Origin of the sequence: Streptomyces sp. NBC_00654 (assembly GCF_026341775.1) — a bacterium.
GTDB lineage: Bacteria > Actinomycetota > Actinomycetes > Streptomycetales > Streptomycetaceae > Streptomyces.
Genome location: NZ_JAPEOB010000006.1, coordinates 1 through 22468 on the forward strand (window position 1 = coordinate 1; position 22468 = coordinate 22468).

Sequence of the window (22468 nt, forward strand, 5' to 3'; positions counted from 1 at the left end):
TCACGCCGGTCAATTCCTAGAAAGGGACCAGGGAATGTCTGCTATTCAGCTGCGGGAACATCAGGTGGATGCGAATGCGCGTATCCGGAAGTGGGTGGGGTTCCCTGCAAGAACCGCTGTGCCGGAGAGGGGTGCTCGCGCCACCGTTGTGTCGGCGACCGGGTCCGGCAAGACCATCACGGCTGCCTGGGCCGCGCTGGACAACTTTAGGGACGGGCGGATCCTCGTCATGGTTCCCACGCTGGATCTCCTCGTGCAGACCACTCTGGTGTGGCGCAGGGTCGGCCACAACGAGCCGATGGTGGCGGTGTGCTCGCTGGAGAAGGACGACGTCCTGGAGGCGCTCGGGGTGAACACGACCACGAACCCGATCCAGTTGGCGTTGTGGGCCGGGCGCGGGCCGGTGGTCGTGTTCGCCACGTACGCCTCCCTCGTGGACCGCGAAGACGTCAACGCCCCCTTGGGCGAGGAGAAGGTACGGGGGCCGCTGGAGGCTGCTCTCGCGGGTGGGGAGCGGCTGTACGGGCAGTCCATGAGCGGCTTCGACCTCGCCATCATTGACGAGGCTCACTCCACAGCCGGTGACCTTGGCCGTCCGTGGGCAGCGATCCACGACAACGCCCGCATCCCGGCTGACTTCCGCCTGTATCTGACTGCCACGCCCCGGATCCTTGCCTCGCCTCGGCCGCAGAAGGGCAAGGACGGCAAGGAGCTGGAGATCGCGAGCATGACCTCCGACCCGGCAGGCCCCTACGGCGAATGGGTCTTCGAGCTGGGGCTCTCCGAGAGCATCGAACGGGGCGTCCTCGCGGGCTTCGAGATCGACGTCATCGAGATCCGCGACCCCGAACCAGTCCCGGGCATGTCCGAGGAAGCGCTGCGCGGCCGGCGCCTCGCCCTCCTCCAGACCGCCCTCCTGGAACACGCGGCCGCCCACAACCTGCGCACCGTCCTCACCTTTCACCAGCGGGTCGAGGAGGCGCGTGCGTTCGCGGAGAAGCTTCCCGAGACCGCAGCCGAGCTCTACGCCACCGAGGCATCCGACCGGTTCCTCAAAGACGCCGCCAAACTGCCGGCATCCTCAATCAAGGCCAAGCGCTACGAGCTGGAGCCCTACCGGCACGTCCCACCGGACCGGGTCTGGGCAGACTGGCTGTGCGGCGACCACCTCGTCAGCGAGCGGCGCGAGGTACTCCGCCAGTTCGCCAACGGGACTGATCCGGAGGACCGCCGCGTGCACCGGGCATTCCTCGCCTCCGTACGCATCCTCGGCGAAGGCGTCGACATCGTCGGCGAACGCGGCGTCGAAGCCGTCTGCTTCGCCGACACCCGCGGCTCCCAGGTCGAGATCGTCCAGAACATCGGACGGGCGCTGCGCCCGAACCCGGACGGGACGACGAAGACCGCCCGCATCATCGTGCCGGTCTTGCTGCACCCCGGCGAGGACCCCACCGACATGATCGCCTCAGCCTCGTATGCACCCCTTGTCGCTCTCCTTCAGGGGCTCCGCTCTCATGATGAGCGTCTGGTCGAGCAGCTGGCTTCGCGTGCCCTGACACGGAGCAGCCGGGAGCGGCCGGTGCACGTGACACGGGATGAGGACGGGCGGATCATCCCGGCCGAAGGGGAGGGTGAGGCCGTCGCCCTGGAGGACGGGACGGAGGCCGTGGTGGAGTCCGCGCTGCTGCACTTCTCCACGCCACGCGATCCCGCGACGATCGCGGCGTTCCTCCGGACCCGGGTATTCCGGCCGGAGTCACTGGTCTGGCTCGACGGCTACCAAGCCCTGCGACGCTGGCGTGGTGAGCATGAGATCACCGGACTCTACGCCGTGCCGTACGACACCGAGACCGAAGTCGGCGTCACCCGGTTCCCGCTGGGGCGGTGGGTCCACCAGCAACGGCGGGCGCAGCGGGCCGGTGAGCTCGATGACCATCGCAAAGAACTCCTCGATGAGGAGGGGATGGTGTGGGAACCAGGGGACGAAGCATGGGAGGCGAAGCTTGCCGCGCTGCGGTCCTTCCGCCGGGCCCATGGGCATCTGGCGCCGCGGCAGGACGCCGTGTGGGGTGAGGCGGACGACGACCTGGTGGCAATCGGGCAGCTCATGGCCAACCTGCGCAGGAAGGACGGCCTGAGCAAAGACCCGGAACGGGCCGGGACGCGGGCCGAGCAGCTGGCTACCATTGATGAGGACTGGAACTGTTCGTGGCCGCTGGACTGGCAACGCCACTACCGGGTCCTCGCGGACCTTGCCGACACCGAGACCGGCGGGCCCCTCCCCGACATCCAGCCCGGTGTCCTCTTCGAGGGTGACGACCTGGGGAAATGGCTGGCACAGCAGCGGAAGGCACACACCTGGGCACAGCTGAGCGGTGAGCAGCAGGAACGGCTGACCGGGCTCGGTGTAACACCCGACGAAGCTGCCCCTGCCCCGGTGAAGGCGCACGCGGCGAAAGGGGCGGGCGGGCTGTCCGCACCCTTCCGGCGAGGCGTCACGGCGCTCGCGCAGTACCTCCAGAGGGAAGGACACGAACGGCCGGTCCCGAGGAAGCACGAAGAACCCGTCGACATCGACGGCCAGAAGCACCTGGTGAAACTCGGCGTATTCATCAGCAACACCAAAACCCGACGCCACCGACTCACCCCCGAACAACGCCAAGCCCTCGCGGAGCTCGGGGTGCAATGGACGTGACACCAGCCGCAGCCCGCCGCTGAACCGGACGAACGGCACTGCACAGAGAGACCCCGGGCATCATCGCCCGGGGTCTCGTGCTGTCGGCACCGTGTCCGGCAGAGGGCATGACGCATGGTCATAAGCGGTCGGGAAAAGACGTAACCCGGCATTCCTGATCATGGGCAATGGCAGGTCGAAGTCCGTGGTTACAGTCAGACCAACGCGATCGCCCGTGTCTCCTCCGGTCCAGCTGGCCGGAGGGGAAATCCTCCCCGGCTGAACGGGAGAGGACGCGTTCTTCGCGTCCGGCTGGCTCTCGTCACGGCTGCGGGGTGCGTGCCGGGACTGGTGACACGAACCGGATCACGAGACACTAGCCCTGCCGGTCCAGCCATTCTGAAATCACGCGGTTGGTTTCTTCGGGCATTTCCCCCTGGATCCAGTGACCGCAGTCCAGGCCGACCACTTCCACGTTGGGCACGAACTCTGCCAGTCTTTCGAACCTCGGGACCGCGAAGTCCCGGTCGCCGTAGATCATGAGGGTGGGCTGCTTGATGATCGGGTCCGCGTCCGCCAGCTGGTGCCAGTTGCGGTCGAGGTTCCTGTACCAGTTGATGCCGCCGGTGAATCCCGACGTCTCGAACGCGGAGACGATGACGGCCAGGTCACTCTCGGTCATAGCGGGTTCACCGAGTGGTGTTTCCGCCTTGGCGAGATTGATGAATGCCATGCCCGGCTCAGGGGGCGCGGGGGGCACGTTCTTCCGGTAGAGGTTGCGGATGAACTGGGAGGGGTTGGCATCGAACACGGCGTCCGCGACGCCCGGCTGCCGGTTGAAGTGGACGAAGTAGAAGTCACCGCCGAGGAAGGTTTCCATGACCTCGATCCACGGCGTTTCTCCGCGTTCCATGTACGGCAGGCTCAGGTTGATCAGCTTGTTCACCCGGTCGGGGTGCAACTGGGCCAGGCTCCAGACGACGAACGCACCCCAGTCGTGGCCGACGAAGGTGGCGTCCTCGTAGCCATAGTGGTCCAGGAGCGCGACGAGGTCGCCCGTCAGGTGTTCGATGTCGTAGTCCGTCACCTCGGCCGGGCGGGATGAGTTGCCATATCCCCGCTGGTTCGGAGCGATGACGTGGTAGCCGGCTGCGGCGAGGACGGGCATCTGGCGACGCCAGGTGATGGCGTGCTCCGGCCAGCCGTGGCAGAGCACGATGGGCTTTCCCTTGTTTTCCCGGCCTGCTTCGAAGACTTCCAGCTCCACACCGTTGACCTGGATGAGGGTGGGCTCGGGAAATTCTGCTTGATCGATCACTGCATTTCCTCTCTGGGGGCGTTCGCCGGTGGTCGACCTCCTCGATGAGGTCATGTCGCCAGCTTGCTACCCAAACCGGTCACCGTGTGACCGGTTTTTATGAGAGTTTTGTCTGCATGCGATCCGATCGGCTGGTGGCCATACTCCTCTTGCTCCAACGGCGCGAGCAGGTGACAGCCGCGGAGGTCTCCCGAGAGCTGGACGTCTCCGAGCGCACCGCCCGCCGTGACCTCGACGCCCTGGCCATGGCCGGGGTGCCCGTGTACTCCGTGCAGGGCCGAGGCGGCGGCTGGCGCCTGGTGGGCGGTGCTCGTACCGACCTGTCCGGGTTGACCGCCAGCGAGGCACGCGCCCTGTTCCTGGCTCTCGGTCCGGCCTCGGATGCAACGCCGGCGATGAAAGCAGCTCTGCGCAAGCTCGTCCATGCGCTACCGAAGCCCTTCCAGGTGCAGGCCGAGACAGCGGCGGCGTCGCTGGTCGTAGACCCGCAGCGATGGGGGGCGAGCCGGATCGAGCACCGGCCGCCTCGCTTCCTCGACGAACTCCAGGACGCGGTGATCAGCGGCGTCCAAGTGTCGCTCGGCTACGTCGACAGCAAAGGCGCCGAAACCCGGAGAACCGTCCACCCGCTGGGCATCGTCGCCAAAGGTCCTGTGTGGTACCTCGTCTCCAACACCGAGACCGGCCGACGGGTCTTCCGGATCGACCGCGTGTCGTCCGCCGACCCGACCGGCGACCCTGTGCACCGACCCGGGGACTTCGACCTTGCCGAGAGCTGGAATGAGATCGCCAAAGAGGTCGATCGCAAACGAACGCCGCTGGAGGTCCAGGCGGTATGCACACCCGACGGGATAGGCATACTCCGGATGGCGCTCGGCGACCGGCTCGACGTGGGAGGTTCCACGACCGATGGCCGCATCGAGGTCGTGATCCGCGGCCCCAATGAGTACATGCTCGCCGGCGAGCTCTCCGGGCTGGTCGAATGGGTCGAGGTGACCGGCCCTCCGGGTGTCCGAGACCACCTGGCCTCGATCGGCAACGCCCTCGTCGAACGATACGGCCGGCCGCGCACCAGCGGAGACCTCCACCCTTCTTGAAGCGGACGAGGCAGGGCTTCGAGAACAGTTCCGCCCAATAGCGTGGGTTTGTCCTTTCCCGCAGACGCCCGGTCACGAGTCGGCGGGTCCGCCGGCCTGGCTCGCTGCGGATGGACCGTCTCGTGCCGGGCCAGCATCGCCACGCACTCGGCAAGCTTCCGGGTCGAGGTCGCGACGGGCGGTGCAGGCTGTAGTGGCGGCTGGCGCCTCGTGGGCGGCGGTGTCGATCGTCGGCCGTGGGCTTGGGCACCTAAAGGGCAAGCCCGACGGGTGCCTGGAGCGGCAGGTCCCGCGCTGAACGGCCGAACTGGAGGGCTACACGATCGCACTCGGCCTGCTCCAGCGGACCCTCAGCTTCCAGGCCGCCGGAACGGTTTGAGCCGCACCCCCTCCAGGCTGTCGGCGATCAGCTGGTCCAACCGCCGCTCGCGAGTCTCGTCCAGCTTGGCACTGGTGACATGGTGGACGGCCTGCTTGCGGTAGGACGGCGCCTGCCCGCTGAACCACTCCCACGCCCGCGGTTCCGCCTGGAAGCGAGCCAGCTGCGCCGCCTCGAACTCCAAGACCGGCTTCTCCTCGCGATCCCGGTCACGGGCTTCGAACACCGCGATGCCGGCCGGCCGCATGAGCCCCTGCGCGGTCAGCTCCTCGAGCTTACGGAGGTTGACCAGGCTCCAGTTACTGCGCGGCCTGCGCGGAGTGAAACGGATCGTCCAGGAGAAGTCGTCGATCGGGCTCTGCCGGCCGTCGATCCAGCCGTAGCACAGGGCCTGGTCAACCGCCTCCGACCAGCTCAGCGTGGGCTTGCCCGTTCCCTTCTTCCACATGCCCACCCGGCATTCGGAGGCAGTCGCGTGGTGCTCCTCCAGCCAGTCCCGGAACTCCTCAGGACTTGAGAAGAAGATTGGCTCCATGCGCGGTGCTCCCGTCGGTCGTCTCGTCGGTTCCATTGAACCTGTCGGGTACGACAATCCGAGATTCAGCACGCCGCCCGGGATCTGCGCCGGGGTGTCATCACCATGACGGGCAGGCAACCACACGAGCCGAGCGGGGACGGATCGGCCGCAGGCCCCTCGTCCGAGGGAGCGGAAGAGGCGCGGGCCTCGCCAGCGCGAGTGGACAGCCCAGCTCAAAGTGCGCTGCCGCTATCTTCCTCGTCCTCCGGGATCGGCGCGTTCGGATCGCGAGACGGGCTGTTGATCAACTCCGCCGAATTGTTCTTCGCCGCCGCCTCGACACACATCGTCTCCTCGGCCAGAGCCCGGGCCGCCGTAGCGGACCTGGTACCGCTCACGCACCCACGACCGGTACTGCTCGGCCGTCCGACCCGACACGTACGCCGGCAACGCGCTCCCCGGCAGCTCCACCGCCTGGCGCACGAACTCCACCACCTGGTCCGTCGATCAGGACTGGAACTGCCCCTGGCCACTCGGCTGGCAACGCCACCACCGGATCCTCGCCGACACCGAAACCGGCGGAACCCTCCCCCACATCCGGCCCGGTGTCCTCTTCGAAGACGACGACCTCGGGAAATGGCTCGCGCAGCAACGCCGGGCACACACCTGGGCGCAGCTGAACGCCGTACAGCGGGAGCGGCTCGGCGGACTCGGTGTGACACCCGACGAAGCTGCCCCCGCCCCGGTGACAGCACGCGCGACGAAAGGGGCGGACGGGGGTTGTCGGCGCCGTTCCGACGGGGCGTCGCAGCCCTTGCGCAGTACCTCCAACGCGAAGGGCACGAACGGCCCGTCCCGAGGAAACACGAAGAACCCGTCGACATCGACGGCCAGGAGCACGTCGTGAAACTCGGCGTATTCATCAGCAACACCAAGAGCCGACGCAACCGGCTCACCCCCGAACAACGCCAGGCCCTCACCGAGCTCGGGGTGCAATGGGCGGCGTAGAGCACCGAGTTCGCTCTGACCGCAAGATTTTTGAATGCTGGCGCTCGTTGCGCTTGGCTGACAGACGGGAGCTCTGGATTGGACACTGATGGTCTGCGTCTGACGCAGCAAGTGTGGGCGGACGTGATGTGATCCTCCGGGTGAGGTAGGCGAGTGGCGGGGGTGGCGGGATGTCGGGGTCGGGTATGCGGGGTCTGTCGCGGGGGGCGTTGATCCGGCAGCGTGCGAAAGCGCGGTTCGTGGGTCGGCGGGCGCAGTTGGCGCTGTTCACGGAGAATTTGTCGAAGGACCCTTTCTCCGAGGAGGCTCCGGCGGACTTTCTGTTCCATGTGCGCGGTGTAGGTGGTGTGGGGAAGTCCACGCTGCTGCGGCAGTGGCAGGAGGCGGCCAGGCGTGCGGACGCGGTGACGGCAGTGGTAGACGAGAACGACGTCCATGGGGTGCAGCAGGCCTTGGTCGAGCTGGCCCGACAGCTGACGGAGCAGGCGGGGCCGTGCAAGGAGTTCGACAAGGCGGTCGAGCAGTTCAGGCGGGAGCAGGCGGTTCAGGCTGAGCCGACGCCTGTGGAGGGTGAAGCGTCGGTATCGAGCCGGGCGGTGACACAGGTCGCGTTGGGAGCGGCGTCGTTGATCCCGGGGGCCGGCGTCGTGACGGCGATGGCGAATCCGGACGTTGCGGCCCAGGGGCTGGACCGGCTTAGGTCGGCGTCACGGACCCGTGCCCAGCGGCGCGGTAGCCGGGGTGACGAGACGGGGTTGAGCCGTGCTTTCGTCGGCGAGCTGGAGCGGTTGTGTCGTCGGCAGCGGTGGGTGGTGCTGTTCTTCGACACGTGGGAGCAGACCGCGCAGTACTTGGACGGGTGGCTGCTGAGTCTGCTGGACGAGGAGTTTGGTCCGGTGCCGGCGAACGTCATCGTCGTGATGGCGGGCCGTGACGAGCTGACGGAGCGGGAGTGGGCGCCGCTGCGGGATCAGGTCGCGGACGTGCCGTTGGAAGTCTTCACCGAGGCGGAGACACGCTCGCTGCTGACTGCGCGGGAGGTGACCGATCCGGGGGTGGTGGAAGCGGTGCTGCAGCTGTCGATGGGGCTTCCGCTGCTCGTCGAGCTCCTTGCTCTGGCCCGGCCGCACACGGTCGAGGACGTCGACGCGGGCGGAGACCTCGCCGATGTGGCCGTCGAGCGCTTCGTCCAGTGGATCACGGACCCGGAGAAGCGTGAGGCGGTGCGGGCATGCGCGCTGCCGTTGCAGCTGAACGAGGACATCTTCGCCGCCGCGGCAGGCCCAGGCGCAGAGGGGCTGTGGGAGTGGCTGTGTGGGCAGCCGTTCGTCAGTGGCCGTGGCGACTACAAGCACTACCATGCGGTAGTCCGCGCCAGCATGGTAGGCCAGCAGCGTATCCACTCCCCGCAGGGCTGGGCTTCGGCGCATCTGCGGCTCGCTGACACTCATGCCGCCTGGCGTGCCGCGGCCGAGGAACGGCTCCCCGAAGCCAAGCGCTGGAGAGACGCTGGATGGCGCCGGCACCGCCTCGACGAGACGTACCACCGGCTGTGCGCCCACCCGGTTGCGTACCTGACGGCCGCTCTGGAAGATCTCGTGCACGCTGCGGGTCAGGACGCCACCGTGCTGCGGCAGTGGATCGAGACCCTGGAACAGGCCGCGCAGGACACCACCGACACGGCCCTGCTCTCCTGGGCGGAGCGCCTTCGGGACGCGCTCACCGGCGACGAACCCGGTCTCGTGTGTCTTCGAGCCCTGCTGTCCCACAGCCATCTGAGTGCTGAAAGCAGAAGCTGGGCCTCCACGTATCGGGGCATCCGCCTCGACTTCTGCGACCGGGAGAACGATGCGCTCGCCGAGTTCGACCGGGCCATCGAGCACAACGCCCGCAACTCCCGTGCCTGGGCTCGTCGCGGGGAAACCCATCGATGGCTCGGCCGCTACGACCAGGCCATCACCGACCTCACCGCCGCACTCGAACTCGACCCCACCTACGCCTGGGCGCTGGGCAGCCGCGGCCAAACACACGGGGAAACCGGCCGGTACGACCAGGCCGTCGCAGACTTCACCGCCGCACTCGAACTCAACCCCACACTCACCTGGGTACTCGCGTCTCGTGGGGAGATACACCGGCAGCTAGGCCGGTACGACCAGGCCATCACCGACCTCACCGCCGCACTCGAACTCAACCCCACCGATGCCTGGGCACTGGGCCGCCGCGGCCAAACACACAGTCAGTTTGGCTGGTACAACCAGGCCATCACCGACCTCACCGCCGCACTCGAACTCAACCCCACCTACGGCTGGGCACTCGCCTCTCGAGGAGAGACACACCGGCAGCTAGGCCGGTACGACCAGGCCATCACCGACCTCACCGCCGCACTCGAACTCAACCCCACCGATGCCTGGGCACTGGGCTACCGCGGCCAAACACACCGGCAGGCCGACCGGTACGACCAGGCCGTCGCAGACTTCACCGCCGCACTCGAACTCAACCCCACCCTCGATTGGGTACTCGCGTCTCGAGGAGAGGCTCACCGGCAAGCAGGCTGGTACGACCAGGCCATCACCGACCTCACCGCCGCACTCGAACTCAACCCCACCTACGGCTGGGCACTCGCCTCTCAAGGAGAGGCTCACCGGCAAGCAGGCCGCTACGACCAGGCCATCACCGACCTCACCACCGCACTCGAACTCAACCCCACACTCGCCTCGGTACTCACATCTCGCGGACAGGCACACCGGCAAGCAGGCCACTACGGCCAAGCCCGGGAGGATCTAGAACGTGCTGTCGAAGCCAATGTTGGGCATCGCGGTTACGCGTTCGAGAAACTCATGCTTGACACAGTGGAGTCGGGGCTCGAAGGGTGTGCGGAGCGTTGGCACCAGCTGCTCGCCTCTCCGGTGAGTACGCCAGAAGAGGACGCCACCAGGTTCTTCGGACTGTTCCAGGTGCTACTCCTCGAACCGGAAAGCAGCGTGGTGGAAGCAACCCGATTGCTTCTCGCTGGTGGCCCGAACCACGACGCCACCGCAGACCTGCTGCGCTACCTGGATGAGCTCTCCGCTTTGGGTGACGAACTGGCCAACCGTGCACGGCAGTGCCGTCGGCTCATCGCGGAGCACACTCCGGGTTGATTCGAGAGAAAGGCCCCTGTGCCAACGTCACGCTGCTCACCGGCGCCACAGAAGCAGATGTCGATGTCTGCTGGCAGTCCTTTCTCCGCCACTTCGACATCGAGCACGGCCCTCGGGCGGACCAGGCCCCGGCTCCACAGCTCGGAAGCGGCCGACTGGTGGGCCTGGCTGGTGATCGCCGCCTGCGCCCAGATCCAGCTCGCCCGGCCGCTGGCCGCCGACCTCCGCAGGCCCTGGGAGAAGCCGACCGAGGCAAACAGGCTCACACCCGCCCGCGTCCGCAGAGGGTTCAAGAACCTGCACGCGCGGTGCAGGGGGCGGGCGGGCTGTCGGCGCCCTTCCGGCGGGAGTCGCCGCGCTCGCCCAGCACCTCCAGAGGGAAGGGCACGAGCGGCCGGTCCCGAGGGAGCACGAGAAACCCGTCGAGGTCGATGGCCAGGAGCACATGGTGAAACTCGGCGTGTTCATCAGCAACACCAAGAGCAGACGCGACCGGCTCACCCCCCGAGCAGCGCGAGACCCTCGTACAGCTTGGGGTGGAGTGGACGTGACATTGGCCGCGATCGGTCGTTGAACTGGTGGAACGGCACTGCACAGAGAGACCCCGGGCATCATCGCCCGGGGTCTCGTGCTGTCGGCGCCGCCTGCATCACGGGGCGCCGTCCGGGGTGTCCGGAAGCTCCAGGCAGCCGAGTGTTTCCAGCAGGTGGGCGACGCGGCCGGGCTCCGGGGCATTCTGGACCTCTGCGGCCGCGGTGAGGATGTCCTGCCGGATCTCCGACGGTGCCGCTCTCCAGTGGGCCGCCAGCTGATCGAGGCGTGCGGTATCACCAGGCTCCGGGACGGGCTGTTCTCCCATCACATCACCTCCGGCCCAAGGTCGCGGACCCAGCGCCACCGGCCCGTCGTATCGGGTGCGTACAGGGACCGGCCACCAGGCTGCGCACCTTCTGTTCATCCTGTCGGCGTCCGGGGGTGCAGGTGTTGGTGCGCGGCGTGTTCCTGTTCCATGGCGCGGTGCAGGTGCCACAGGGTCACCGCGGGAAGCAGGCCGCCGAGCCGGGCGGCCGCCCTCAAATCCTCGACCGCACCGGTCAGAAGGGTCCTGGCCGTGTGCCCGGTCTCGCCGGCCCGGGCGGGAACATCAGCAGCGGCCACTTCGAGGAGATCGGCCAACTCGGCGATACCCGGATCCTCCGGCACCTCCCCACCCCACCCCGCCGCCGCGTCACCGAGCTGGGCAATGCGACGGCCACGCCTCGCCGCCAGACGTAAGGAAACAACCCCATTGATCACAGAGACATCGTCCCCCACCACCCGAACACGAGAACACAAAACCGTCAGCAGACGATGGTCCGGTCCAGAGCGGGCCGTTGGTTTCGGCATGTCGCGCCAGGGAGCACCGGTCCGTGTCCTCCACCGGATTCCGTCCAACAGCCGCCGCCGCGACCACTTTCTCGGCCTGCCAGGTTTCCGACCAGTCGGCAGCAGCGGCTCCATTCGGTCCCACTGCACGTCAGACGGATCTCCACGCTTCATGCCCTGATCAACGCGGAGCAGGCTGCAGAATGACGAGCGGTGATCGATGGTGCGTGGCAGCACCTCAGGCCCTGGCCGCTAACGTGGAAGAGATAACTGATGAGCGACTTCACCGACGTCATATTGCTGTTCAGCTACCTGGAAGACTCGGTGCTTCAGCACATCATCAGCCTTGATCCCCTTGACGCCGGCCTGCACCCCGGCGGCTTCAAGCGGGTCAGCGGGGACCAGCAGCTCGGGCACTGGGGAGGCACCCCCGGGGGCGCTGAATGCCATGTCCTCTCAGGCACGTTCAATCACCTCAACACCGGAAAGCTCCGCAGCACACTCCAGACATTGCCCTGGAAGTGCCCCCACTCGGTCCAACTGCTGCTGCACAACGAGAACGATGCCGTGTTCGGAATGTGGATGCTCCTCGACGGTCGCTGGCTCGAAGTGCCCATGCCGCGAACGGCCCGCCGGTCCGCAGACGGTCACCTTCAGCGAACTGACTGCCCCGATGACGAGTACCAGTAGCCGTGAGGGAAGCAGTCGCTTGGCTTTCCCAACAGGCCCTAGCGGACCGGGAGGACGAGAACGCCTGACAAGCACTCTCTGGCCCTACGATTGGTGCGGGGTCCGGGGGCAGAGGTCCCGCACCGCTGTTACGGCGCCCACGGGCGACACAGCGCCCCCGCAGAGCCGGTGCTCCAACGAGCCCGGCGGGCGGCGCGTGCCGGACTCGGTGCAGCGGCTCTCCGCCGACCAGACCAACCCAGGAGCACGCCGCGCTGACCGCTGACGCCGGGCCAGGCGATGCGCGTCTTCACCGTGGTGGGCGCGGTACGGCTGGCGGTCGATCTCCACACCAACGGCGACTACACCCGAGATCTGCCCACCCTCACCGCGGTGATCGACCACGCCATCGCCACCTCCTGCTCCGTACCACCCCGGCCGGGGCGGGGCGGGGCGGGGGCGGGGGCGGGGCGGACACGCCCCGCCGCTGACCCGATCGCCGACCCCGCTGCCGCTTCACGCTGCAGACCCAAGCTCGTGCGAAAGGGCATGCCCTGGTGAATGCGGTCTGAGGGACTCCGTTCGGGCGTAGTCCGGTATTGAGGGGGCACGAATGGACCGTCAGCTGAGTCCGAGCGGCAGCAACGTGCCGAGCGGATGGTCAGGGAGGCAGTGGCCGCCCACGGTGCCTTCGCGAACCTCGACATCACGGTGGAGGCGAAGGGGTCGTACCCGAACAGGACGAACGTGCGTAATGACAGCGACGTCGACATCAAGGTGCAGATCAACGACCCTTCCCACGCACAGATCGCCCCGCAGAGGTTCTGGTTCGGTGGGCGCTGGATGCACCGGTATGACGGGCCGTGGAAGCCTCGCGTGCTACGGCAGGAGCTGCACGCGGCCTTGGAGAACGCGTTCGGCACGGTCGACAACAGCCACAACGTCGCTTTCCGCATCCCCGAGGTGCCCGGCAGCCGGCCGGGCGCCGGCATCGTGCCCTGCTTCAAGTACGTGCAGTTCACCGACGATTCCTTGAGCCAGAGCATCGAGGGGAGCATCGTCTACTGCCGTGATGGGACGGAGATCGTCAACTGGCCCCGTCAGCAGCTGGTGACGGGAAGGCCAAGAACGAGCGCACCAACCACCGCTACAAGTTCGTCGTCCGCGTGCTCAAGTCGGTCGGGAACGACCTCGCCGAGCAGAAGGTGATCGATCCGCTGCCGTCGTACTTCTCCGAGTGCCTCGTCTACAACGTGCCGGACCACGTGCTGACAGCGGGCTCGTTCGACGACGCCGTTCGCGGGGCGCTGCAGCACCTCCAGCGCAGTCTCCATCCCTGGCTCATGGAGCCGAAGTCGCTGGTGGAACCCAACGGGATCAAGCCGCTGTTCGGGCCCGGCCAGAAGTGGCAGCCGGCCGACGGACGAAAGCTGGTCCGCACCGCCTGGACCTACCTCAACTACGGGTGAAGGAAGAGATGACACCCGCCGCCACCATCCGCCTGGGCGCGACCGTTGGCGCGACCGTGTACACGGTCAGATCCCGTCCATGTCCGTCGCATCGTCCCCGGAGCCGGGTCCGGTCGCGTCAGTCGCGGCAGCTGGAGAGCCAAGTACGCCGGGCTTCCACCGGACGATCCCTCCGCAGGGCTCCAGGCCGCAGTCGCACGGGCAGCGGAACCCGCTCACCGGAACACCATGCGTCACCGTTCGGGGTCACCGGGTCGGGCCCTGCGGACGCGGGCCGATGAGGTGATGCCCTTTCCGTCCTTCCGCGCGTCACTGCCCCGCCCCCGCGCCGGGGACCAGAGGACGGGCGGGCTGCGTCCGGGTTCCAGTCCCTGTTTGGCGTCAGCCCCTGGAGGCTCCCGGGACGACGCCGTCACGCCGCCCGTCCCGGGAGCCCCCGGCACCAGCACCCGATCGTCGAACGGAACGCCCAGCCCCTTTCCCTCTCGGCCGCCTGGCGCGACGCGGGACGACAGGGTTTACCGCCTGCCGGGCGGTCTGCTGGGCAGGATTCCAGTATCTGACAGCAGCCCCACGCCAATACCGGCAGGGCAACGCCCGCACTCTGCCGGTGCCTGCCGGTGGGGCCGCGGTTCTCAAGGCACTGCCGATGGCTACGGCTTCGAGGTACCGCGGCGGTATTCGGCGTTGATCCGCTGGGCTTCCTCGAGCTGGTCCTCGAGGATGACGATGCGGCAGGCCGACTCGATCGGGGTGCCCTGGTCGACGAGCTCCCGGGCACGGGCCGCGATGCGCAGCTGGTAGCGGGAGTAGCGGCGGTGGCCGCCTGCGGAGCGGAGTGGGGTGATGAGGCGGGCTTCGCCGATGGCTCGGAGGAAGCCGTGGGTGGTGCCGAGTATTTCGGCGGCCCGGCCCATGGTGTAGGCGGGGTAGTCGTCGTCGTCGAGTCGGCCGAACGAGTCGTCTGCTGTCACTTGCACCTCTCATGGAACGCGTGGAGGGGCCCGGGTGCCATGTGGCACCCGGGCCCCGAAGGAACTGCTACACCATCAGCCGGCCCTGTTGTTGGCCCGGCCTTCTTGTTCCGCACCGGCCCACGGGGGATGAGGGCGTGTGCGGGGATCGCGGTTGCTTGACCGGAGACCACCTCACTATCGATGTCCTGCGGTACCCGGGCTCAACACTCCGCCCGGGCGATCCTGATGGCGACTGGCCCCTCCGTTCTTCCCTCTGGGATCAATCACTTACCTACTGCCGGTACTGCTCTGTTGCGTACTGCTGGTGATGCGAATGGTGATGCGAACCGCTCAGTGGCCTGCGGTAGCGCCACTCTTCGGCAGCCAGCCCCGTCGCCCGTCCTGCGTCTGCTCTGGCTTGGAACCCCACTGCCGAACCTCCCGGCACGCGCGCCCGCAGCCGACGCCTTCACCGAGGAACCGCTCACTTGACTTCACTGCTGGGTACCGCGAACTGCACTTACGGGTACTGCTACTGCGGATACTGCGGTGCTGCTCACGGCGGCCCCTGACTACTGCGGGCCACCCGGTCCGGTCGTCAGTCCCGTCGCCTTCCTGCAACAAACCTGGCTCCGGAACTCCACCACCGCACCGCCCTGCGAACTGCAACTACGGGTACTGCAGCCCGGCAGTTCGTTTCTGCCGGGCCCTGCTCGATCTCGGCTACGAGAGAAACCATAACCACACCACCACCCAATGTCTACCCTGACCAACATAGATTTTCGCGAGCCCGAAACGAAGACAACCTCCCCCCTCCTCGACCAGGAGGGGATGGTGTGGTGCCATCGATGAGGACTGGACTGCCATGGCCGCTGGACTGGCAACGGCACCACTGGGTCCTCGCCGATCTCGCCGACACCGAGGCCGGCGGATCCCTCCCCGACATCCAACCCGGCGTGCTCTTCGAGGGACGATCTGAGAAGTGGTTGGCACGGCAGCGGAAGGCACACACCTGGGCGCAGCTGAGCGCCGTACAGCAGGAGCGGCTCGGCGGGCTCGGCGTGACACCCGACAAGCCTGTGCCGCCCCGGTGAAGGCACGCGCGGCGAAGGGGGCGGGTGGGTTGTCGGCGCCGTTTCGGCGGGGTCGCGGCGCTCGCCCGTACCTCCAGTGCGAAGGGCACGAAAGGCCGGTCCCCGGGAAGCATGAGGAGCCCGTCGACGGCCAGGAGCACGTCGTGAAGCTCGGTGTGTTCATCAGCAACACCAGGAGCCGACGCGACCGGCTCACCCAGGAACACCGCGAGGTCCTCGCCGGGCTCGGGGTGGAATGGGCGTGACGCCGGCCGTAGCCGGTCGCTGAACCCGCCGGAGAGACGTCACGTCATGCCGCGCAGAGACCCCGGGGTGGTGTCACCCGGGGTCTCGTGCTGTCGGCTGCGGTGGCCGGTGGCGGTTCAGGTGGTCGCGTTGCCCGGGGCGGTCTGGAGGCGGTCGAGGCGTTCGTAGAGGGCGCGGATGAGGCGGGCCCGGTTCTGCACGCAGTGCAGGGTGCCCTGGTGAGGTGTGCTCAGGCGGCGTTGGGCTTCGGCGAGGAGGATCTCGGCCAGGGCTCGGGGGCCGGTGTCCTCGTCCAGGAGATCGGTGTGGTGGCGGACGTCGGTGGCGACGGCACGGGCGTGACCGGTCAGCTGCAGGGCGATCTGCTCGAAATCGTGCGGGGTGAGGGCGACCCGGTCGGCCCAGGACAGGACCGCGGCGACCAAACACTCGTAGGGGGCGCGATCCAGGGGCAACCGGGCACCGAACAACCCGCGCGGGTAATGGAGAACAGTGTGCGTGTTCAGTTTCATCAGGCCTCACCCCAGGGGTTTCACGAAGTCTCCGGCAGCCGGCCGCCACCTGATGCTCAATCGCCGCCGCCACCCCCACCGGATGGGTCTCCCCCGACTGCAACCCTATGCAACCCCCACACACCCGCTCCAGACCAGGACGGCAAGCCGGGGCATCCGAGCGGGAATGCCGCCCTCGCCTGCCGGCCGCTCGTCTTCCGCGGCCCCGGTCACCCGATCGTGGGAGCGGTACTCGAAGACGCCAGAGAGCCCGGCTCCCAAGACATAGCTTGGCCACGCTGCGGGTCCCGGCCAGCCACCCGAACGGGACCCGCGGTGTCACGCCCTGGCGGCCGCACCACCTGCCCCGGCCGCCAGGGAATCCAACCGGCACCACCCCCCCTGGTCACACCAGCCTCAACTCTGGTGTCCTCCGCCCGGATCCGCCGCCTTCGGGAACCGGGGCGGTGTACGGGAGTACCGCACCTTCACCCACCAGCGGACCCGCGTGATCGAGATCGTGTACGACGGCCAGGACCACCACGAGGACTGCATGTACCCGACCCTCAGCAACCCGGAATCGTGCAGCTGCGCCGAACTCCTCCGGGACTAGAAGACTGATGAAGATGTTGGGTTCTGGCCCCGCCGCGTCAGCGGCGGGGCCAGACTCGTTGTTGTGGTTCAAGGGGAGTGGGTCGGGGAGACGGTCGGGCCCGATGTGTGGGTGACGTGCCGGGAGTTGATTCCGGCTGGGAGTGTGTTCGCGTTCCTGGCCGAGCACCGTGGCCGGCTGTTTCCCGCGGAGATGTTCGCCGACATGTATCCGTCGGCGAACGGGCGGCCCTCGATGCCGCCGCAGATCCTGGCCGCCGCGATCACGGTGCAGGCCTTGCACGGCCTGTCGGACTTCGAGACGGTCCAGGAATTACGCTGTGACCTGCGGTGGAAAGCCGCCTGCGGGCTCGGTCTGCACGACATGGCCTTCGACCCGTCCCTGCTGGCCTACTTCCGTCGACGGCTGGCCCGCTCCACGCGCCCGAACCGGGTCTTCGAAGCGGTCCGCGAGGTCGTCAAGGCCACCGGCGTCCTGAGGGGCAGGCGCCGCCGGGCACTGGACTCCACCGTCCTGGACGACGCGGTCGCCACCCAGGACACCGTCACCCAGATCATCGCCGCTGTCCGGGCGGTCATCCGGGAAGTCCCGGGAGCTGGCCCGGCCGCGGCCGTGCAGTGCACCGCGCACGACTACACCGACCCGGGCAAGCCCCGCATCGCCTGGAACGACGCCCGGGCCCGCGCCGCGCTGGTCGACGCCCTGGTCACGGATGCACTGCGGCTGCTGGGGCACCTGCCCGAGCAGCAGCTCGGCGAGAAGGCCGCGAACGCGGTGGGCATCCTGGCCCTGGTCGCCGGGCAGGATGTCGAACCGGCCGAGGACTCCGACGGCCGCGACGGGCGCTGGCGCATCACCCAGGGCACCGCCCCTGGCCGCATGGTCTCCACCGTCGATCCCGAAGCCCGGCACGTCCACAAGACCCGCTCCCACAAGCAGGACGGATACAAGGCCCACCTCGCCGTCGAGCCCGAGACCGGCCTGTTCACCGCCGTCGCCCTCACTCCCGGAACCGGGCCGGAGCACCACGAAGCCGCCGTCGGCCTGGACCTGCTCGCCGAGGAGGACGAGCCGGTTCACGCCTTCGGCGACACCGCCTACTCCACCGGTGACGCCCGCCAGGTGCTGGAGCAGACCGGACACCGGCTGTTCCTCAAACCCGCCCCGCTGCGGGCGGCCGTTCCCGGCGGTTTCACTCTCGACGACTTCGCCATCGACACCGCCGCGGCCACCGTGACCTGTCCCCAAGGACACACCGTCCCTCTGTCGGACCCGGGCGGGCAGCACCACCAGCGCAAAGCGGCTTTCAAAGACCTGTGCACCGGCTGCCCCCTGCGTGAGAAGTGCACCAGAGCCAAAGCGGGCAGGATCCTGACCCTCCGCCCCCACCACGACCAGCAGGCGGCCGCCCGCCACCAGGCCGCCACCGACCCCCATTGGCAAGCCGCCTACCGTCGCTGGCGACCACCGGTCGAACGGGCTGTCGCCTGGATCGTCCGCCGAGGCAACCGCAGACTCCGCTACATCGGCACCATCAAGAACGACACCTGGCTCCACACCCGAGCAGCCGCTCTCAACCTCCGCCGACTGATCAACCTCGGACTCACCCACACGAACGGCACCTGGCACCTCGCCCCAGCCGGCACATGACCACGAGGGGCTGCCCGGCCTCCGGCCGGACAGCCCCTCAACAAGATCTTCATCAGTCTTCTAGGGACTGTTTCTTCGGGATCAACTTGCCCAAGATGAGGATGCCGCCGCGACCGATGAGTCCTGTTCCTGTGTGGAGTCAACCTCGATGATGCAAGCACACAGATGGGAGCAGCACGTGGGACAGCTGGCCGTGGTCAACTTCGTCTCGTTGGACGGCGTTATGCAGTCGGTCCTCTCGGCCGACGAGGACCGGGATGGTGGGTTCGATCAAGGCGGCTGGGTGCTGCCCTATGTCGACGAGGCGGTGGAGCGATTCATGAGCGAGGCCACGGCTGGTGCCGGAGCCCTGCTCCTGGGCCGCAGAACGTACGAGATCTTCGCCGCCACATGGCCGCACGCCGACATGAACGACCCCGCGGTGGCCGCGATGAACGCGGTGCCCAAATACGTGGCTTCCAACTCGGTCAGGGATCTGCGTTGGGCGAACTCCATCCTTCTCGGCGCTGATCTGGCGGAAGAGGTCAGCGGTCTCAAGGCCGCATCCGAGAGCGAGACGGTGGTTCTGGGCAGCGGAGGGCTGCTCGGAACCCTGATCGAGTACGACCTCGTCGACGAGTACCGGCTGCTGGTCTTTCCTCTCATCCTGGGTAGGGGGAAGCAGCTCTTCGCTGATGGCGAGAGCCCTCGCCGCCTGACCCTTACCGCCACGCAGCCGACACCGTCCGGCGTATTGATCAACACCTACCGGCGCCGTGCTGAAGGTTGAGGTCTCGGCTCCGAGCCCAGCTCACCAATATCTTCCCCGGCCTGGAGCGGGCACTGGACCTGACCAACACCGGCCCACTCATACTGCTGACCGGATACCAGACCCCGGCCTCCCTCCGCCGGACAGGCAAGAAGCGGCTCGAAGCCTGGCTGCGCAACCACAAGGTCCTGCGCGCCGACCGGCTCTCCGAGACAGCTCTGGAGGCTGTCTTGGTCTTGGTCTTGGTCTTGGTCTTGGCCGGGATGCTCGTGCTCCTGGCCTCGCTGGTCGGCCGGGCCAGCCGGCTCGGCCGGGGCCTCTTGGCCCTACATGGCGCGGCGGGCGTTGGCCACGCGGGTGAAGGCGGCGAGCCGGTCCAGGTTCTCCGGTGTGCGCAGCCACGTCGCCGGGTCGGTCGTCCGGCCCTCCAGGTACTCCTCGGGCATCGCTGCCTGCTGGTGTGCCTGGACGGCGGCGGCCCGCTGCGCCGGGGTGAGCGTGACGTCCCGGCCTGGGTGATCGACCGCGTGCGGTGGATCTGACGTCTGGTCGTGATGATGGTCGTCGGTGTGCGCGGCAGCCGACGTCGTCGCGGCCGGGGCGTCGTCTTGTGCGCCGGCGGGCGCGGGGCGGGCGGCGCGGATCGCGTTCTGGACGGCGAGGCTGGCGACCCGGGCCCGCTCGTACCGCGACGACTCCCGGGGCGGCTTGCCGTCAGTACTGGCGATCCGCCATCTGCCCGGTTCGGTGAAGTCGGCGGTGTAGAAGACCTGGTCGACAGCCGGAGTCGGTCGGCCTGGCTGGGAAGCGGTGGTCTGGCGGGTGTGGTCGGCCAGGGCGCGGCCAGCGATGTAGTCGTCCAGGCCGCGTGGGAACTCGTGCCCGCGCAAGGTTTCCAGAGGTGCCGGCGGGCTTCGGCCACCCCGGGTGTTCATTAGGCAAGTCGCCTGTCGGAATTGAGTCTGTCGGGAGGCGATGACGACCAAGGACCAATAGATCAGGGTCGCGCTGTCGAGGAAAGGCGTGAGCAAGGGGTCGTCAGAGCCTGCGCTGCTGACGCCCTCTTGCCATGCGCGCCATCAGCCTCCTATCCAGCTGCTGCTTTGGCGACCTCAGGGGCAGTCGGCTTCTCGGTAGGAGCCGGTGTGCGGTAGGCGCGCAGGGGGCCGTTGGTCGCGGCCACGGCGGCGATCGCCAGGATGGCAGACAGTCCGCCGAAGACGAACGAGAAGGATGCTGAGGTGGCCGAGGCCAATAGGCCGCCGCGAAAGTTGCCGAGTTCGGGGCCCGCGACTCCGATGACGTGTTCTACCGAAGAGATCCGTCCCCGGTACGCGTCTGGTGTCTCCAACTGGACCAGGGCGCCTCGGGTGATGACGGACACGGTGTCGGCAGCGCCCGCAACGGCCAGGCACGCGAGCGCCAGCCACAACGGCCCCGCCAGGCCGAAACAGGCCAGCGCCAGGCCCCAGACGGCGGCTGCTGACAGCTGGACCAGGCCGCCACGGCTCCACCGTGTGACCGTGCCGGAGAGTAGTCCCGCCGTGATTCCCCCGACTGCGACGGCCGTGAGGAACAGGCCGAGGGTTTGCGGGTTTCCGCCGAAGCGGATGTCGTTCACCAGCGGGAAGAGCGCGATGGGCATGGCGAGGAGCGTCGCGGACAGGTCGGTGGCCATCGAGCCCCACAGCGTCGGGCGGCGCAGGATCCGCCAACTGCCACGCTCCGGACGGCGCTTGCCCCCGGCCGCTGCGGCGCCATCAGGTGGCATGGCGGGCAGGCGGATCAGCGAGAGTGCCGCGATGGTCATGGTCACGGCCTGGGCGGCGTATGCGGCAGCTATATCCCAGCGGGCGATGATCAGCCCGGCCAGCGCGGGTCCGGCAAGCATCGCCGCCTGGAAGGAGACGTTCATCAGCGCGAGGCCGGCCGCGACCTGGTCGCTCGGCAACAGCCGGACGGGGAACGTGCGCCGCGCGGGAGCGCCGAGAGCGCTGCAGCTCGTCCCCACGGCGACCAGGGCGAGCAAGAGGACCACGCTGCGGTTGCCCGACAGGGCCTGGGCGCACAGCCCTGCGGCGGCCAGCAGACTGCCCACGGCGGTAGACCGCACCACCGTGCGACGGTCGAAGGTGTCGGCCAATGTCCCGCCGAGCAGCCCGAACAGCACCATCGGCAGGCCGGTGGCGAGCCCGATGGCACCGGTGCCCACCGGGCTGCCGGTCAGGTCCCAGACCTGGGCCAGCACCGCCACGGTGGCTATCTGGCCGCCGAGTTGAGAGGTGCAGGTACCGATCCACAGGTCACGAAACGGTCGGCTGCCGCGCAGTGGGCGGGTGTCGAGGAAGCGGACGCTGCCACGCCCGCTCATCGCGGCGGCTCGACGAGGTGATCAAGGATCCGCTGGCGCATCGACCGGTGGCCCAGCGCCCGCCGCACTTCCTCGACGACGGTGGTCATCGCGTACGGGATCTCGCTGTCCAGCTCGGCGACTGTCTCGTGAGTAGCGCGCCACTCCGCCTCGAGGAACGGCACCAGTGACCGTCCGCGCTCGGTCAGGTCAATCCGCCGGGTGCGAGCGTCAGGCCCCGGCTCGGAGGTGACCAGGCCCTCCTTACGCATAGCGGCGACGGTCTGGCTAATCGCGGAGTGCGAGCGGCCCAGGGACTTCGCCAGCTCGCGAATGGTCAGCGGTCCGGTGTGGGCGAGCCGGATCAGCGGATAAGCGAACCGAGGCCGCACCCCCTCGATTCCGCGCTCGACGTAGACCTGCTCGATCTCGGCGTCCATGGCTGCCAGCAGCTCGTGCAGGGAGTGCCAGGGGTCGGGTACCGCTGTGGGGTCCGAAGATGTCACAGCGCTAATATAACAGCGCTCCAATAAATAACTAAGGAGCACTCACCGGCGGGACGCTCGCCTGCGTGGGGCAGGCAGGCGACTGACGTTGCCGGCCTGCTCGCCTTCTTCTCGGGCTTGCTGTAGCTCCAGGTCGCGCTCCGCGATGATCCGCCGGAGCGTCGCGGTGCGGGCTCGC

21 protein-coding genes and 4 pseudogenes are annotated in these 22468 nt (G+C 68.1%); 15 read left to right on the top strand and 10 right to left on the bottom strand.

Features of this window, described 5'->3' with window-relative positions:
- Positions 1–34 precede the first annotated feature (34 nt).
- Positions 35–2695, top strand: a complete 2661-nt coding sequence (locus tag OHA98_RS40395; protein WP_266933265.1) for a DEAD/DEAH box helicase — start codon at positions 35–37, stop codon at positions 2693–2695.
- Between the two features lie 355 nt (positions 2696–3050).
- Here the strand turns inward: OHA98_RS40395 and OHA98_RS40400 are convergent, their stop codons facing one another.
- Positions 3051–3992: an alpha/beta fold hydrolase gene (locus tag OHA98_RS40400; RefSeq protein WP_266933377.1), complete on the bottom strand. Its 942-nt coding sequence runs from the start codon at positions 3990–3992 to the stop codon at positions 3051–3053.
- Between the two features lie 116 nt (positions 3993–4108).
- Here OHA98_RS40400 and OHA98_RS40405 point away from each other — a divergent pair, with 116 nt between their 5' ends.
- Positions 4109–5089: a YafY family protein gene (locus OHA98_RS40405; RefSeq protein WP_266933267.1), complete on the top strand. Its 981-nt coding sequence runs from the start codon at positions 4109–4111 to the stop codon at positions 5087–5089.
- Between the two features lie 350 nt (positions 5090–5439).
- On the opposite strand, the gene OHA98_RS40410 is transcribed toward OHA98_RS40405, so the two are convergent.
- A complete protein-coding gene (locus OHA98_RS40410) occupies positions 5440–6003 on the bottom strand; it encodes a YdeI family protein (protein ID WP_266933269.1) in 564 nt (187 codons plus the stop codon).
- A gap of 577 nt (positions 6004–6580) precedes the next feature.
- On the opposite strand from OHA98_RS40410, the pseudogene OHA98_RS42825 reads away from it, so the two are divergent.
- The 4 genes and pseudogenes from OHA98_RS42825 to OHA98_RS40425 all read left to right on the top strand — a co-directional run.
- Positions 6581–6643 (top strand): annotated as a pseudogene (locus tag OHA98_RS42825) (hypothetical protein); the annotation flags it as partial.
- Positions 6622–6993, top strand: a complete 372-nt coding sequence (locus OHA98_RS40415; RefSeq protein WP_266933271.1) for a helicase associated domain-containing protein — start codon at positions 6622–6624, stop codon at positions 6991–6993. The pseudogene OHA98_RS42825 and the gene OHA98_RS40415, both read left to right, overlap by 22 nt.
- Positions 6994–7250: 257 nt before the next feature.
- Positions 7251–10133: a tetratricopeptide repeat protein gene (locus tag OHA98_RS40420; RefSeq protein ID WP_323179720.1), complete on the top strand. Its 2883-nt coding sequence runs from the start codon at positions 7251–7253 to the stop codon at positions 10131–10133.
- A gap of 38 nt (positions 10134–10171) precedes the next feature.
- Positions 10172–10433 (top strand): annotated as a pseudogene (locus OHA98_RS40425) (transposase); the annotation flags it as partial.
- 349 nt (positions 10434–10782) lie between these two features.
- Here OHA98_RS40425 and OHA98_RS40435 read toward each other — a convergent pair.
- The 3 genes and pseudogenes from OHA98_RS40435 to OHA98_RS40445 form a co-directional block, all read right to left on the bottom strand.
- A complete protein-coding gene (locus OHA98_RS40435; protein WP_266933274.1) occupies positions 10783–10992 on the bottom strand; it encodes a hypothetical protein in 210 nt (69 codons plus the stop codon).
- A gap of 95 nt (positions 10993–11087) precedes the next feature.
- Complete coding sequence (locus OHA98_RS40440; RefSeq protein WP_266933383.1) at positions 11088–11336, bottom strand: hypothetical protein; 249 nt, start codon at positions 11334–11336, stop codon at positions 11088–11090.
- Between the two features lie 186 nt (positions 11337–11522).
- Positions 11523–11672 (bottom strand): annotated as a pseudogene (locus OHA98_RS40445) (transposase); the annotation flags it as partial.
- A gap of 99 nt (positions 11673–11771) precedes the next feature.
- Between OHA98_RS40445 and OHA98_RS40450 the strand changes: the two are divergent.
- The 4 genes from OHA98_RS40450 to OHA98_RS40465 all read left to right on the top strand — a co-directional run bounded on the left by OHA98_RS40450 (position 11772) and on the right by OHA98_RS40465 (position 13636).
- Positions 11772–12188 carry a hypothetical protein gene (locus OHA98_RS40450; RefSeq protein WP_266933275.1) on the top strand — a complete coding sequence of 139 codons (417 nt, stop codon included), beginning with the start codon at positions 11772–11774 and terminating at the stop codon, positions 12186–12188.
- A gap of 279 nt (positions 12189–12467) precedes the next feature.
- Positions 12468–12728 (top strand): hypothetical protein, encoded by a 261-nt coding sequence (locus tag OHA98_RS40455; protein ID WP_266933277.1) that lies wholly within the window; start codon positions 12468–12470, stop codon positions 12726–12728.
- A 111-nt stretch (positions 12729–12839) separates the two neighbouring features.
- Positions 12840–13376, top strand: a complete 537-nt coding sequence (locus tag OHA98_RS40460) for a hypothetical protein (RefSeq protein WP_266933279.1) — start codon at positions 12840–12842, stop codon at positions 13374–13376.
- Positions 13334–13636, top strand: a complete 303-nt coding sequence (locus OHA98_RS40465; protein WP_266933280.1) for a hypothetical protein — start codon at positions 13334–13336, stop codon at positions 13634–13636. Before OHA98_RS40460 ends, OHA98_RS40465 begins: the two co-directional genes overlap by 43 nt.
- Before the next feature lie 653 nt (positions 13637–14289).
- Here the strand turns inward: OHA98_RS40465 and OHA98_RS40470 are convergent.
- Positions 14290–14610 carry a MerR family transcriptional regulator gene (locus tag OHA98_RS40470; protein WP_266933282.1) on the bottom strand — a complete coding sequence of 107 codons (321 nt, stop codon included), beginning with the start codon at positions 14608–14610 and terminating at the stop codon, positions 14290–14292.
- 830 nt (positions 14611–15440) lie between these two features.
- Between OHA98_RS40470 and OHA98_RS40475 the strand changes: the two genes are divergently transcribed.
- Together OHA98_RS40475 and OHA98_RS40480 are read left to right on the top strand one after the other, a co-directional pair.
- Positions 15441–15686: a helicase associated domain-containing protein gene (locus OHA98_RS40475; RefSeq protein ID WP_266933284.1), complete on the top strand. Its 246-nt coding sequence runs from the start codon at positions 15441–15443 to the stop codon at positions 15684–15686.
- A gap of 143 nt (positions 15687–15829) precedes the next feature.
- Positions 15830–15931, top strand: a complete 102-nt coding sequence (locus tag OHA98_RS40480; protein WP_266933285.1) for a helicase — start codon at positions 15830–15832, stop codon at positions 15929–15931.
- A 117-nt stretch (positions 15932–16048) separates the two neighbouring features.
- Here the strand turns inward: OHA98_RS40480 and OHA98_RS40485 are convergent, their stop codons facing one another.
- Positions 16049–16387 (bottom strand): DUF6415 family natural product biosynthesis protein, encoded by a 339-nt coding sequence (locus OHA98_RS40485; RefSeq protein WP_323179721.1) that lies wholly within the window; start codon positions 16385–16387, stop codon positions 16049–16051.
- A 754-nt stretch (positions 16388–17141) separates the two neighbouring features.
- On the opposite strand from OHA98_RS40485, the gene OHA98_RS40490 reads away from it, so the two are divergent.
- From OHA98_RS40490 to OHA98_RS40500, 3 genes and pseudogenes are all read left to right on the top strand, one after another.
- Entirely contained in the window at positions 17142–18686 is a 1545-nt protein-coding gene (locus OHA98_RS40490; protein WP_266927959.1) for an IS1182 family transposase, read from the top strand.
- 178 nt (positions 18687–18864) lie between these two features.
- Positions 18865–19455, top strand: coding sequence for a dihydrofolate reductase family protein (locus OHA98_RS40495; protein ID WP_266933287.1), 591 nt, complete (start codon positions 18865–18867; stop codon positions 19453–19455).
- A gap of 2 nt (positions 19456–19457) precedes the next feature.
- Positions 19458–19661: pseudogene (locus tag OHA98_RS40500) on the top strand (IS110 family transposase); the annotation flags it as partial.
- A 99-nt stretch (positions 19662–19760) separates the two neighbouring features.
- On the opposite strand, the gene OHA98_RS40505 reads toward OHA98_RS40500, so the two are convergent.
- From OHA98_RS40505 to OHA98_RS40515, 3 genes are all read right to left on the bottom strand, one after another.
- Complete coding sequence (locus tag OHA98_RS40505; protein WP_266933384.1) at positions 19761–20324, bottom strand: hypothetical protein; 564 nt, start codon at positions 20322–20324, stop codon at positions 19761–19763.
- 197 nt (positions 20325–20521) lie between these two features.
- Positions 20522–21805, bottom strand: coding sequence for an MFS transporter (locus tag OHA98_RS40510; protein ID WP_266933288.1), 1284 nt, complete (start codon positions 21803–21805; stop codon positions 20522–20524).
- Positions 21802–22290, bottom strand: a complete 489-nt coding sequence (locus OHA98_RS40515; protein WP_266933289.1) for a MarR family winged helix-turn-helix transcriptional regulator — start codon at positions 22288–22290, stop codon at positions 21802–21804. The genes OHA98_RS40510 and OHA98_RS40515 overlap by 4 nt, the downstream gene beginning before the upstream one ends.
- Between the last annotated feature and the right edge of the window lie 178 nt (positions 22291–22468).